This is a genomic window from Runella salmonicolor (genome assembly GCF_024158025.1).
Taxonomy (GTDB): Bacteria; Bacteroidota; Bacteroidia; order Cytophagales; family Spirosomataceae; genus Runella; species Runella salmonicolor.
The window spans coordinates 87,565-101,697 of the sequence record NZ_JAMZEL010000001.1 but is presented as its reverse complement, the minus strand read 5'-3'; the positions used below and the strand labels follow the sequence as shown (position 1 = coordinate 101,697).

12 protein-coding genes are annotated in these 14,133 nt (G+C 45.0%); 7 read left to right on the top strand and 5 right to left on the bottom strand.

The genetic code is table 11. From position 1 onward, the window contains the following. Window positions 1–32: 32 nt before the first annotated feature. The gene (locus NCI00_RS29550; RefSeq protein ID WP_253523862.1) at window positions 33–2,987 is read right to left on the bottom strand and encodes a leucine--tRNA ligase; all 2,955 of its coding nucleotides are present in this window, start codon (window positions 2,985–2,987) and stop codon (window positions 33–35) included. A 181-nt stretch (window positions 2,988–3,168) separates the two neighbouring features. On the opposite strand from NCI00_RS29550, the gene NCI00_RS00470 reads away from it, so the two are divergent. The 4 genes from NCI00_RS00470 to NCI00_RS00455 all read left to right on the top strand — a co-directional run bounded on the left by NCI00_RS00470 (window position 3,169) and on the right by NCI00_RS00455 (window position 6,746). Next, the gene (locus NCI00_RS00470; RefSeq protein WP_253523860.1) at window positions 3,169–3,756 is read left to right on the top strand and encodes a Uma2 family endonuclease; all 588 of its coding nucleotides are present in this window, start codon (window positions 3,169–3,171) and stop codon (window positions 3,754–3,756) included. Between the two features lie 173 nt (window positions 3,757–3,929). Beyond that, on the top strand, window positions 3,930–4,712 hold the full coding sequence (gene kdsB / locus NCI00_RS00465; protein WP_253523859.1) for a 3-deoxy-manno-octulosonate cytidylyltransferase: 783 nt from the start codon (window positions 3,930–3,932) through the stop codon (window positions 4,710–4,712). A gap of 50 nt (window positions 4,713–4,762) precedes the next feature. Further along, entirely contained in the window at window positions 4,763–5,827 is a 1,065-nt protein-coding gene (gene corA / locus NCI00_RS00460; RefSeq protein ID WP_253523857.1) for a magnesium/cobalt transporter CorA, read from the top strand. 106 nt (window positions 5,828–5,933) lie between these two features. Beyond that, window positions 5,934–6,746, top strand: a complete 813-nt coding sequence (locus NCI00_RS00455) for an HAD family hydrolase (RefSeq protein ID WP_253523855.1) — start codon at window positions 5,934–5,936, stop codon at window positions 6,744–6,746. Window positions 6,747–6,758: 12 nt separating this feature from the next. On the opposite strand, the gene NCI00_RS00450 is transcribed toward NCI00_RS00455, so the two are convergent. Continuing rightward, window positions 6,759–8,117 (bottom strand): lysophospholipid acyltransferase family protein, encoded by a 1,359-nt coding sequence (locus NCI00_RS00450; RefSeq protein WP_253523851.1) that lies wholly within the window; start codon window positions 8,115–8,117, stop codon window positions 6,759–6,761. A gap of 70 nt (window positions 8,118–8,187) precedes the next feature. On the opposite strand from NCI00_RS00450, the gene NCI00_RS00445 reads away from it, so the two are divergent. Then, entirely contained in the window at window positions 8,188–8,772 is a 585-nt protein-coding gene (locus NCI00_RS00445) for a Uma2 family endonuclease (protein WP_253523849.1), read from the top strand. 30 nt (window positions 8,773–8,802) lie between these two features. Here NCI00_RS00445 and NCI00_RS00440 read toward each other — a convergent pair whose 3' ends face one another. From NCI00_RS00440 to NCI00_RS00430, 3 genes are all read right to left on the bottom strand, one after another. Beyond that, the gene (locus NCI00_RS00440; protein ID WP_253523847.1) at window positions 8,803–9,381 is read right to left on the bottom strand and encodes a TetR/AcrR family transcriptional regulator; all 579 of its coding nucleotides are present in this window, start codon (window positions 9,379–9,381) and stop codon (window positions 8,803–8,805) included. A gap of 35 nt (window positions 9,382–9,416) precedes the next feature. Next, window positions 9,417–9,986, bottom strand: coding sequence for an SRPBCC family protein (locus tag NCI00_RS00435; RefSeq protein WP_253523844.1), 570 nt, complete (start codon window positions 9,984–9,986; stop codon window positions 9,417–9,419). 159 nt (window positions 9,987–10,145) lie between these two features. Beyond that, window positions 10,146–11,639: a S41 family peptidase gene (locus tag NCI00_RS00430; protein WP_253523841.1), complete on the bottom strand. Its 1,494-nt coding sequence runs from the start codon at window positions 11,637–11,639 to the stop codon at window positions 10,146–10,148. Window positions 11,640–11,812: 173 nt separating this feature from the next. On the opposite strand from NCI00_RS00430, the gene NCI00_RS00425 reads away from it, so the two are divergent. Both NCI00_RS00425 and NCI00_RS00420 read left to right on the top strand, forming a co-directional pair. Further along, entirely contained in the window at window positions 11,813–12,286 is a 474-nt protein-coding gene (locus NCI00_RS00425) for a hypothetical protein (RefSeq protein ID WP_253523838.1), read from the top strand. Between the two features lie 148 nt (window positions 12,287–12,434). Then, window positions 12,435–14,114, top strand: coding sequence for a hypothetical protein (locus NCI00_RS00420; protein ID WP_253523835.1), 1,680 nt, complete (start codon window positions 12,435–12,437; stop codon window positions 14,112–14,114). Window positions 14,115–14,133 lie beyond the last annotated feature (19 nt).

Here is a 14,133-nt window from a genome sequence, read left to right as displayed (position 1 = left end):
GGCAAGGTTCAAAACCTTGCCGACGTTGATGTTTACAACACGACGTTGACAATTCGTTTTGGCACTACTACCACTTTTTTAGGGGCTTTGCCTTCGAGCCATTTCTGTACCGTTTCGTTGGCCAATACGCCCTGCTCAATATCTTCTTTGGACATATCTACGGGGAACGGAATGTTGGCGCGCACTTTGCCATTGATTTGAATCGGATATTCAAATGCGCTTTCTTCCAAGTATTTAGGATTGAAAACAGGGAATGACGCCGCCGAAATAGTACCCGCTTCATTGCCCAATGCCACCCACAATTCTTCGGTAATATGCGGGGCATACGGCGCCAACAAAATAAGCATATCTTGTAAAATCGCTTTTTTGTGGCATTTCAAATCGCTCAAATCATTGACTGCAATCATAAACGTAGACACGACGGTATTGAACGAAAGCCGCTCGATGTCTTCTTCCACGCGTTTGATGGTGCGGTGCAATACCTTCAACTCCTCGGCGGTCGGCTCGGCATCGGTCCATTTTTGTTTGCCGCTCTGGTCTTCAAAAAACAACCGCCAGAATTTACGCAGGAAGTTGAACGTACCGCTGATGCCGTTCATGTTCCAGGGTTTGGCATCGGTCAACGGCCCTAAAAACATTTCGTACATACGCAGCGTATCAGCCCCGTATTTCTCAATGATATCATCAGGATTGACGACGTTTAGTTTTGACTTTGACATTTTTTCAACTTCTGAATATGTCAAAAACTTTGCTGGCTCTAAAATAGAATTACTAAATTTGGGTTGCCCCCCTCCAGCATACCACCATCCATTTTTAACTACAAAAATTGATGATTTAAAACGAAATGGATTTTTACTGATTAAACTTTCTACGTTTACTGTATTATTCGTAATATGGTTAATAGGTAAACGCTGTACATAAAACTCAAATGATGGATATTTACTCTTTAATTCCTCAATCATATCACCACTAAAAAATAATTCTTCAATTTCATCTGCAGAAATTATGCCTTCATTTCCATGCAAGGTTGGTATTACAAGTTCTTTACCTTCAATTTGTTCTTTATATATAAAACTTTCCCTTTTTAGGCAATAAGCAAATTCAGTAACCCCCTGAATCATGCCCTGATTCAATAGCTTAGCCGCAAACTCTTCGTGCGGTACGAGGCCCAGGTCTTTCAGGAATTTATTCCAAAAACGGCTGTATAGCAAGTGTCCCGTGGCGTGCTCGGAGCCGCCCAAATAAAAGTCAACGCGCTGCCAATAATCGATGGCCTCTTTGGAGGCAAAAGCGTCGTTGTTTTGCGGGTCCATGTAGCGGTACCAATACCACGAGGAGCCAGCCCAGCCAGGCATGGTGCTCAATTCGTATTCGTATTCATTTTTATATTTCCAGCCTTCGGCGCGGCCCAGTGGCGGCTCGCCCGTTTCGGTGGGGAGATATTTATCGATTTTGGGCAATTCTAAAGGCAATTCACTTTCATCAATCAGATAAGGAACATCATCTTTAAAATAAACGGGCACCGGCTCGCCCCAGTAGCGCTGACGGCTAAAAACGGCATTACGCAGGCGATATTGCACTTTTCCTTTGCCCAATTTGCGCTCTTCCAACCAGCCAATCAACGTATCGGTGGCCTTTTTGTAGGTCATACCGTTGATGATGCCCGAGTTGATGTAAGTCCCTTCTTTGGTGTTATCGGCTTGTTGATCAATGTCTTTCTGGCTGTCCAAAATCGGGACAATCGGCAAACCAAAGTTTGTGGCGAAGTTCCAGTCGCGCTGGTCGCCCGAAGGTACGCCCATAACGGCCCCCGTTCCGTAGCCTGCCAACACGTAATCGGCCAAGAAAATGGGTACTTTTTCTTCGCTCAACGGATTGATGCAATAGCTGCCCGTAAACACGCCCGTCACTTTCTTTTCGGCCATGCGGTCTACTTCGCTGCGGCTGGCGGCCCATTTGATGTAGGTTTCGACGGCCTCTTTTTGCTCAGGAGTGGTCAATTCCAACGCCCATTCGTGCTCGGGAGCCAGCACCATGAAGCTAACGCCGTAGATGGTGTCCACGCGGGTGGTAAACACCTCGATGTTAAGGGCATCGCTGTTTTCACTGGCTACTTTAAACTTCACACTTGCTCCTACGCTTTTTCCAATCCAGTTGCGTTGTTGCTCTTTCAAGGGTTCGGGCCAGTCGATGGTGTCTAAGCCGGTCAACAGGCGGTCGGCGTAGGCGGTGATGCGCATAGCCCACTGTTTCATCAATTTACGCTCCACCGGAAAGCCCCCGCGCTCCGAAACACCGTCTTTTACTTCGTCGTTGGACAATACCGTTCCTAAGCCCGGGCACCAGTTGACGTAAGATTCTTCGGGGAAGGTAAAGCGGTATTTCAACAGCAGGATTTGCTGCTCCTTTTCGCTCATGGCGTTCCAGTCTTCGGCGGTAAATTCAGGCGTTTCTTCGTCGCAAACGGCATTGACTGCGGCGGAGCCTCCTTTTTCAAACTGCGCAACCAAGTGATTGATGGGCAGGGCTTTGTCGGCGTCTTTGTCGTAATAATGGTTGAACAGTTGCATGAAAATCCACTGCGTCCATTTGTAATAATTGGGGTCAGACGTGCGGACTTCGCGGCTCCAGTCGTAGCTGAAACCGATGTTTTTCATTTGACTGATAAACGTACTGATGTTTTGCTCGGTCGTTATGGCAGGGTGCTGACCCGTTTGGATGGCATACTGCTCGGCAGGAAGCCCAAAGCTGTCGAAGCCCATCGGATGCAGCACGTTAAAGCCTTTGAGTCTTTTATAACGCGAAATAATGTCAGAAGCAATGTAGCCCAGCGGGTGCCCTACATGCAGTCCGGCTCCCGAAGGATAAGGAAACATGTCGAGGACGTAGTACTTGGGCTTATTGTGGTCAATATCAGTTTTGTAGGTTTGGTTGTTTTCCCAAAACTGCTGCCATTTTTTTTCAATTTCGCGGTGATTGTATTCCATAGTTAGTATTCAGTAGTGAGCAGTGAGTAGTGAGAATGGCTTAAATACTTAACTAATTCCCTCAAAATCACTGACAACAATAGACAATTGTGTTAATTAGGGTGCAAAATTACGGCTTTTCAATGACTTTTGGGTTTTGGGGCTGAAATTGTTATTTTTGAATAAAAAACGGTCAGAGATTATGGTCGCATTGGATGAATACGTACTCAGGCTTCCCGACGAAATTCGGTGGGATGATGCCGCGTTTTTGGCGTTTTGTCGCATGAACGACGAACTCAACATCGAACGAGATGCCGACGGGAATATTATTATTATGTCACCAACCAATACACTTTCAGGTTTTTACGAGAATAAGCTCTTGTTCATTCTCGAATTGTGGAACCACTCTTCCAATTTAGGCTATACGTTCAGTTCGTCGGCGGGGTTTACGTTTGCCGACGGTTCTATGCGAGCCCCTGATGCATCTTTTATTCTGAAAGCCCGTTTTGACGCGTTGCCCGAAAGTGAAAAAAATCAGTTTGCCCACATCGCCCCCGATTTTGTGGCCGAGCTTCGCTCCAAAACCGACAGTCTCCCGAAGCTCCAACTCAAAATGAATGCCTACATTCAAAATGGCGTACGATTGGGTTGGCTGATTGATTTGGCGGGCCAAGAAGTGTGGATATATCGCCAAAACGGAACGGTGGAGCGGGTACCGTTTTCAGCAGGGAAGGTGTCAGGCGAAGAGGTGCTGCCTGGTTTTGAATTGGAATTGAGTGTCTTTGCGTGATAGCGATGTTGGGGTATTCCAGCAACATTTCTTACGTAATTAAAACTCATGCTTCTACTTGTTTGGGCACACTTTCAATACCTGTAACTACGCCCTAATCACCGATTTTACCCTAGTTGTAAAGAGATTTTGCGGTAATTTTCCGTACTTCGCAGTTCTAACAAAGTTGTGAAATGATTATCGGTATTATTCCCGCTCGCTACGCTTCGACGCGTTTTCCGGGCAAACCCCTCATTGATATTCAGGGCAAAAGCATGATTCAGCGCGTGTATGAGCAGGCGTCGCAGGCCAAATGCCTGTCGGAAGTGATTGTCGCTACCGACGATGAGCGCATCCTCCAACACGTACAAGCGTTTGGTGGTAAGGCCGTTATGACTCACCCCGACCACCCAAGTGGCACCGACCGGTGTTGGGAGGCGTATCAGTTTACAGTTCACGGTTTACAGTTTAAAAATTCAGAAACAACCGTGAACTCCAAACCCGAAACCCATTACATCATCAACATTCAAGGCGATGAACCCTTCGTGGCACCTGAGCAGATTGATGAGTTGGGAGCGGTTTTGGACGGGAGTGTAGAGTTGGCTTCGCAGATGATTCCCGTGAGCGACCATGAGGTGCTTTTTGATGTGGGGGAGGCTAAAGTGATTGTGAATCAGAATTTTGAAGCCATATATTTCAGCCGTCAGGTATTGCCTTTTCTGAAAGGAGTTGACCCCAAAGAATGGCATCAGCACCACACTTATTATCGTCAGGTGGGAATGTATGCGTACCGGTCCGATATTTTGGAGAAAATTACCAAACTGCCCGTTTCTAGTTTAGAAAAAGCCGAATCGTTGGAGCAGTTGCGTTGGATTCAAAACGGTTTTAAAATCAAAATGGGGCTTACGTCCTACGAAAGTCATTGCATCGACACGCCCGAAGACATAGAAAAAGTGCTGCGATTGATGGCTCAATAGTAACATTCACCTACTAAAATCGGCGACCGAAAACCACAAATCAACAACCCATGACACCCCCACCCAATACCTCTACGTTTGGCCTTTCTCCTGGTACATTGGTGTATGTGGGGCCAGAAGTGGCAAAAGATACCACCCTTAAAATCGTTAAATACAACGAGCAATACCACGAGCAACACACCATCAAACAAATCAAAGATTGCCAGATTTCGGGCGATAAACCCTACATCAGCTGGCTAGATGTGGATGGGATTCACGAGTCGGGCGTCATTGAGGCCGTGGGGCAGTTGCACAATATTCATCCGCTTTTGTTGGAAGACATCATGAATACCCGGCAAAAGCCCAAGATTGAGTTTTTCAACGAAACCTACGTGTTTGTGTCCCTCAAAATGCTTTATTGGCGAGATGAGGCGGGAGAAATCGAAGCGGAGCACGTGAGTTTTTTGTTGGGTAGCAATTACCTGATTTCGTTTCAGGAAAAACGCACAGGCGATATTTTTGGCCCCGTTTTGGACAGAATCAAAGCATCGGTTGGAAAAACGCGCCGCAACGGGGCGGATTATCTGCTGTTTTCATTGATTGATTTGATTGTGGATAACTACCTCGAAATCCTTGAACGTATGAGCGAGGAGTTGGAAGAACTGGAAGGGCTGATTTTGGCTGGAAAACACAAGGATCCCATCAGCGAACTGTATAGCATGAAGCGCCAGCTTACCCTCATGCGCAAGTACGTATTGCCATTGCGTGATATGCTGAGCCAGGGCCTGCGCGAAAATTCCAAACTCATTGGCAAAAGTACGTTCCCGTATTTCCGCGATGTGCACGACCACGTCATTACTGCCATCGAAACCATTGACTCCAACCGTGAATTATTGACAGGGTTAATTGATATTCACTATTCCACGCTTAGCTCACGCATGAATACCGTCATGAAAACCCTCACTATTTATTCGGCGGTTTTTATGCCCCTCACGTTTATCGTTGGAATCTACGGCATGAACTTCGACAATATGCCAGAATTGCGTCAGCCAAACGGATATTTTTATACCCTTGGTGGCATGGCGGTGTTGGCAGGAGGATTGTTGATTTATTTTAGGCGGCGAGGTTGGATGTGACGGATTGATAGAATAAAAATATCTTGCGATTAAATGGTATATATTCCATAAAAACACGTTCCTACGCAAGAAATTGTGCAATTTTGGGATACATCATTTGTCGTATATGAAAGATATAAAATTAGTGGCTACCGACATGGACGGTACGTTGCTGAACTCTAAAGGAGAGTTAAACCCCGCCATCTACCCCATTTTAGCGACCCTTAAAGTCCACGGTATTCGTTTTGTAGCGGCCAGCGGACGCCAGTATTTCAATCTTCAAAAACAGTTTGAACCCGTTAAAGGTGATGTGATTTTCGTGGCCGAAAACGGTAGTTATGTCGTTTACCAAAATCAAGAACTGTATGTCCAACCGCTGCAAAGAGAAATTGTTGATTCGCTAATTCTGACTTCCCGACCCATCCCAAACGCATACCCTATTTTTTGCGGTAAGAAAAAAGCCTACGTCGAAAACACCGAGCCCGCCTTTTGGGCGCAATTGACCAAGTATTTTGAACGCTACGAGGTAGTGGAGAATTTGCTGGAAGTAGTGGATGATGAATGCCTGAAAGTGAGTATCTGTGATTTGGATGGCTCAGCGGCCAATAGTTATCCGCACTTTAAGGCGTGGGAAGATGAAATTAAAGTAAAGGTCTCGGCAGGAATTTGGCTTGATTTGTCGCATAACTTGGCCAATAAAGGCAAAGCGATGAACGTACTTCAGCAATTGCACGGTATCTCGGCGGCCGAAACCATGGTCTTTGGCGATTACCTCAATGACTTGGAAATGATGCAGCAGGCCTATTTTTCGTACGCTATGGACAATGCCCATCCCGACATCAAACAAGCGGCGCGTTTTAGGGCCGAATCAAACGATGAAAACGGCGTGGCTAAGGTATTGGAACAATTGATTGCGGAGCTTGCAATGGTGAAGAACTAGCTAGTGCCAGTTTTATTCTCCCAACTTCAAATAAAGCTCTTTGGCTTCGTTGAGCGATTGGAAGATTGCGGTGCGCTCGCTTGAAAGCGTCTGCATCAGCGTAGGTTTACGCCGAAAGAGCCGTATCGCTTGCCATACATGTCTCAGGCGAGTGGCCCGACCCCAGTACCACAAGACAAAAAAACCGCTAAGGGGCAGACAAATTGCCAAGCCTATCGTCAGCCAGGGTTGTTGGAAAATAGCCTGAAATGCCCCCAGTTGGAGTCCGTAAAAGAGGGGAAATGTGAAGATTCCAAGGGTCATCATGATTGGGGCGCGGTAGGAGATGTCTGAAGAAATCAAACGGGCAATTTTGGAAGGTAAAATGTACGGTAGATAATTGAAACACAGCCCGAATAGGTACACTGGAAGGCCTAAAATCAGTAAGATTGTGGTACTTCTCAGATTGCGGCTGAGGTGTTGGGTTTGGGTGAAAATTTCATCTGAAAGACGGAGTTTGTGTAGCGTATCCAAATAGTTGGACATTTTGACTTGCATAGACCGAAACAGGGCCGGGCGGTGGTGCTCAAAATACCTAACAGCCGTCACAATTTGCTTAATGAGGCCAAACTCGTCCTTTTGGGCTTTACTGTCCAAAACCAATTCTTCAAAGAGTTGATTCTTATATAAAATTTCGACTTGCTTTACCAGTGTATCTTCTTCTTCGTCTTCGGTAATGATGACCGTTTCGGCCATGCGCTGTTGAATTAAGTCCGTTAGTTCTTCAACGGTTTCAAAGGACTCTGGATTGTATTTTTCTTTGAAATCAGCGAGGGCTATCGGGTGGCCAACGTTGATAAATACGTCGCTTCTAAAGCGCGTTGGGTCGGAGTAGTTAAGGCCAATCGGTAAAATTTGAAGACCCAGTTGGAAGTTATTATCGTATTCAGTACCCAAGGAAATGCGGGCGGTGCCCGTTTTGAGCTCGCGCAAACGACGCTCAATTTCGCTCGTTCCTTCGGGAAAGATAAGAACCGTTCCCTTGGCTTTTAAGTAATCATAACACCTCTGAAATGTCATTTTATTGAGTTCGGCGGGGGAGAGTAGCACGTCAGAGGTGTCTTTTTTTCGGTACACGGGAATGACGTGAAAATACTTGAAAATGGGTCGGGTCAATCGGTTGAAAATACTGCCGTTGGCAATAAAAGCGACCCGTCGGGGTATCAAAGTAGCCACAATGAGCGGGTCCATAAAAGTATTGGGGTGGTTGACCGCCAGAATCAAAGGGCCTTTGGCTTTCCGCAGTTTTTCGAGTCCGTGAACCTGAAACCGCCGAAAAAAGAGGCGAAGCGTAACCGTAAAAATAAACTTTAGCAAGGAGTAAAAGAGCATGATAATCCTCAGGGTCAGATTTGGCTCAAATTAGGAAATTTCGTTTAACTTTGTAAAAACTGATTATTTTATGGTTGCATTACTTTCGCCCGAAACCACGTACAGCATCGAAGAATACTTCGAACTGGAGGCGCAATCATTGGAAAAATTGGAATATTTTGACGGAAAAATCACTAAAATGCCTGGCGCTTCTTACGTTCATAACCGCATCGCTACCAATGTCTTAACGGCCTTGAATGTAGCTTTAATGAATACATATTTTGAAGTTAGCAACAGTGATACCAAAATCCATATTCCAACCATTGAGAGCTTTGTGTATCCAGATGCCGTGGTGATTTGTGAAAAACCGTTGTTTTATCAAAATCGAGTAGATACCATCCTGAACCCATTGTTGATTGTGGAGGTGCTGTTGCCCTCTACGGAAGAGTATGACAGGGGCGAAAAATTCTATTTATACCGTTCGCTACCCTCATTTAAAGAATACGTGGTAGTTCATCAAAAACACGCACTGGTTTCTGCTTACTTCCGATTAAATGAAAAAGATTGGCGCACCGATGACGTGTTTAGTCTTTCAGAAACAATTCATTTACAATCAATTAATGTAACGCTGAAGCTCTCAGATATTTATCGGGGAATTGATTTATCGGCCCGATAAAGATTAATCGATAGCCCCCTTTTTTCTAAATTAACTCCGTATTCCATCCCAAAGTACACTAAATGTCAATTCCCATTCGGCGGTAGTAAGGGGCTTTTGGGTATAAACAGACACTTTTGCCAGTTCATTCAGCATTCCGTACACCAAAGTAACGAGCAGCTCAGGGTCGGCTTCTTTGATGAGACTTTGGCGTTGGCCTTCCACCATCAATTGGTAGAGCGGTTGCTTGGTGATTTCTTTTTCTACTCGGGTGGAATCCTCTTTATGAAAGTACGGTGAACGAAAATATTGTTCCAAAAACGCGCCGTATTCGGGGTTGTTTATGTTGTCTTCTAGGTAGTTACGGGTTATTTTTTTGATTTTAATTTTGAGCGGGTCGGTCTCTAAAATTTGCGGTGCTAAATCATTGATACTGACGTGCATCAGGTAATGGTATAGCTCAAAAATGAGTTGATTTTTATCTTCAAAATAAATATAGACGGTTCCTGTGGCTACGCCTGCCTCTTTGGCTAAATCCGACATTTTGAGTCCCGCCAATCCCACCCGAGCCACCATTTTGAGGGCAGTTTTGAGAATGAGCTGTACTTTAGTTTCATCTTTTGTTCTCATGATTTGGGGCGTTGTACGGAGTTATTTACTTCAATTTAGGGTTGCAAAAAACTAAACGTACGATTTTGGTAGTGGGGACGGGTCAGTAGTTTTTCTATGCTTGAAAAAGACTGATAAGGCCCTACTGCAATCAGGGCATTAACTAGCCAAATTGGGAGTTCTCCGCCTGGGTCAACGGCAAAAGTATAGTCTACCCGTAACCGTTTACTGTCAATTTCCTGAACTGTCCAAAGCGAATGCCAATGCGGGATTCTAACCACTCCCTTTTTTTGGGGAGTCAACTCTGGGGCATTATTGCCACGGATACGGAGTGTTCGGGTAGGGTGGTCCATATCAAACTCCATACGGATAACCAGACCGCGATTTGACACAGGCCATGTCATTTCGGTCTCGCTATAGTAATAAAACTCCCGGTCGCTGACACGTTTTACCACATAAGCCTCCGCCACCCGATACACGGCGTCTTTGTAGTGGTCGATGTCTGATACAAAAGCCACGAGTTGCGATAGGGTAGCGTTGAGTTCACAGGTTACTTTTACTTCTTTGAGCTTACTCCCAACGAGGTGGCGTGAGTACACCCGGATTCCGTTTTTGTCTTTTTCCAACTTCCATTCATTTTGCTTTTGACTTATGGAAGTAAATGGCAATAGAAGGAGAAAAAAGTAGAAATAATGAGTTATGTTCCAATTTACAAGCATACACAATCGGCAATAAAGCGGCCGTGGCCGTAGGTAGTTTAAGTTACTAATGTTCGGATTTTCTTATTACTTGTCAGGACTTTTTGTCAATTCATAGACCTTTTCGATGTCTAAATCCTTCATTTTAACCACGTCCTGAAACGTGTACGCTACTGGAATATCGGGCATTACACCGCGCCCTTTGTCGTAGCCCGGAAGGTTTAACACAATTTTATACATCGGGATTCGGACCTTTGCTTTTGTGTTTGGCAGGGTAAGGTAAGGGGAAATGAAGGCGTTGCAACCGTACTGCCCACCGCCGGTTTCGCGGCCAATAACGACCGCCCTTGGGTTATATTCCTGAATGATAGAAGGGAAAATCGCCGCCGCCGAAAACGACCCGCCGTTGGTCAGTAAGTAAACTTTGCCTTTAAAACCGTATTTTTTGTTGGGGCGTATTTTTTTTGCGGTCGACCGGTTGCGAATGCGGTCGGAAGAGATTTTTTTAGACCAAAAATTACGCGCTGCAAAGCGCAGTAGTTTGCTGCCGTAATAGCGGTTGAAAGAGGGGCGCCCCCGCACGGCGTCGATGGTATCATAAACCACGAAGGTCGAGTCCAACAGGTACGACATGAGGTTGACACTTGCATCGGAGCGGCCGCCGCCGTTGGCGCGTAGGTCAATGACCAAATGTTGAATGTTTTTTTGCTTAAGGGTTCGAAAAGATTTTCGGTAGAACTTGCGATGACCGCCGTCGCGGAAAGTGTTGATGTCCAGAATTGCCACGCTGCTGTCGCGTGTCGATATGTTCAAGGTGCGGCGCTTATCGACTTTGGGTGCTTTGGGGCGAGGAATGGGCGTCGTGGTCGGAACGGTGTTGGGTTTGGGTGCCCCGACGGGCTTAGGAGCGTTCTTTTTGGCGGGTTTGGGAGGAGCCGTAAACGAAATTTTTAGGTTACGTGATTTTCCCAAACTGTCTTTTACCGTCACGGTAAATGTGCTGTCGTTGCCGTACAAATAGCGGTAAAATGACCCAAAATTGGTGTTGGCTACGGAAATTTTAAAGGTTTGGTTATAGCCATCCGACGGAATCAAATCCCACATTTCTTTCATTATTTTTTCGATGGGTCGGCCATCCATGCGGGTGATTTCGCCGCCCACGGCAAGGGTAGAATCTTTGGTGCGGTTTTGTGTGATACGGAGTTGATTATCAGCCCAAAAAACCGAAAGTGGAAATTCTTTGGGTTTGTTTTTTTTGATATATTTTGTGTATTGTTTTGATGGATAAATGTCGGTATGGCCGCAGCGGATGTACGAAAAAACGGGATTGACCGTACGCCTAAATTCGCGCTCGGTCATGGGGTGGGTCAGTTGCTGAGCGGTTTTGTTAAAAATCCACTGAATGGTATCGGGCGAAGAATACCGATAAATTCCTGGATGAGACTCCAGCAACGCTCGTTGCATGAGGTTGAAATCATCCTGAATTTGTTGCACCGAATACGTTTGTTTGGGGTTAAACGTGGAGCTACAGGCGGTAAAAAGGTAAAGACAGATACAACTTGCGAAAATAGAAAATTTCATCGGGTGGTGCATTTCGTTTTGCGTTGCCAGAAAAATGATTCTTGACAGCGTAAAACCTTAATTTTTACAAAAAAATACATAAATTGCCTTAAAACAAAAACCAGCCACAAGGTGTTTTTTGGTTAATTCACTATCGAAACGATTCAATTAACTTAATCAATACATTTACGATTATGGCACGCCCGAATCTTGACCTTATTGCGGCGCTTCGTCGTACGGCCCGAAAAATCGAAAAAGGTTCACCTTATCAATGGGGCCACATGGGAAGCTGCAATTGCGGAAACTTAGCGCAGGAACTTACCCGCCTGACCAAAGCCGAAATTCATGCCCATGCCCTTGCCAACGGGCGCGGAGATTGGAATGAGCAGCTCAATGACTATTGCCCAACGAGTGGTTTGCCCATGGATTTGCTCATCGGCGAAATGATGGAGGCGGGCCTCGACCCCGACGATTTGAAGCAATTAGAACGGCTGTCGGATGTACGCATTTTGCAACGCCTGCCCCCCGAGAAACGCTACTTGCGCCATAATTTTCGGGATGATGTGGTGCTCTACATCAGCGAATGGGCCAATATGCTCGAAGAACAATTGTTGGCTCCGATTAAGCTCCCTCACTTTGAATGGAGCGAGCAAACTGTACTTGCTTAGTAATTTGGCGTTTTTATTGCTCAGTATAAAATGGTATCAATCAGGCGCTTATGTGATGTAAGCGCCTTTTTTTTGTAAATAAAATTGAGGCCGGCATAACTTTTTAGTCTGTTATTGAACCCGCACCAGTAATAACTAAAATCTGATTATGACGCGAAAATGGACGATATGGATGCTCATTATTGGCGGTGTGGCCTTGCTCACGGTGGCGATGGTTTTAGTGGCCGAACGCTATTACTTACGGCCTTTATTGGTCAAAACACTCAAAAAGTCAGTTTCTGAAACATCGGATGGAATGTACCGAATTGAGTTTGAGAAACTGCTCTACAAACCATTTTCGGGCAAAGCTGAACTAACGCGCATAAAACTGATTCCTGATACGCTTTTGTATCGAAAGCGGATTGAGAACAGCAACACATCCAATTTTATCTACGCTACCGACATTGAAGAAATCCTGCTCACCAATATTGGCTTGTTTAAACTGGTTTTGGAACGAAAACTGGAAATTGACCTCATCAGAATCAACCGACCTACGGTCGAAATTACGCAGCGGAAGCAGAGCAAAGCACCTTCAAATACAGAATCGTCGCCTTATAAAGTTATTTCAAAATTTGTAAAATCTTTCCGGGTCAAAAAAGTGGAGTTCAATCAGATGAAGTTTGCTTTTGCGGATAAAACCAAACAAAAACCCGAACGGATTGTATTGGACAAACTGGACATAGACATCACAGACTTTTTGATTGATTCGCTTTCTTATCTCGATACCACCCGTTTTTATTATTCCAAAAATACGTCCTTCAAATTATCAAACCTTTACTTTCCTTCCATCGGTTCATTGCACGATTTTAGGCTAGATACGATATCTTTTTCGTCCGAAAAAAGAGAAATTCAAGTCAAAGGAATTCATTATATGCCCAAATTCGAGGGGCGTCAGTACACCACCCGGGCCAACGGCAATGACCGTATTGCGTTTGTTTTTGAAGATATATTGGTACAGCAAGTAGACTTGAAGGCCTTGATTTTTGATAAAAAACTGATGGCGGAACGGGCGTTTATTCAACGCGGAAACATTGCTATTTTTAGCGATGGCAACCCTTCTACGTCTTCTAAAATAGGAAAATACCCCCAACAGATGTTCCGAGAGTTGCCCTTTAAAATGAACATAGACACGGTGCACGTCGAAAATTTTGTGGTCTCTTATGCCGAGTATAGCCCCGAAACGAATAGCAATGGTGGCGTAAATTTTAGGTTGGTCAAAGGCGATTTAGTCAACGTGACCAATGATACGCTTTCGTTGCTCAGAAATCCTGTATGCGAGGCGCGCATAAACGGTCTTTTTATGGGGAAGGCCTTGTTTACCGCCGATTTTACGTTCAATATTGCCTCCAAAAGCGGTGAATTTACCTGTAAAGGGGTAGTAGGTGCCATGGATTTACGGAACCTTAATCCAGTGATAGAGGCACTGGCGATGACTAAGATTGAATCGGGCCAAGTCCAGCGTTTTACTTTTGAGGTGAAAGGCAATGAATACAATGTAGCAGGAAAAGGAACCTTAATTTATCACGATTTGAAAGTTGTTTTTCTTAAACAAGACAGTGATGGCAATTCCCAAAAGAGAAAATTTATATCGGGAATGGCCAATCGACTTTTTATTCAGAATGAAAACCCGTCGCCCAACGAACCCACAAGAACTGGGCGAATTGCGTACAAACGTGAGCCCACCAAGTCGTATTTTGCTACGCTTTGGCGCAGTCTCCAGCAGTCAATTGGGAAATGTGTTTTGGAAAGAAGAGGCTTGAAACAACTAAAAAAAATGGGCCGCAAATAGCCAGCCCATTTTTTTAAAT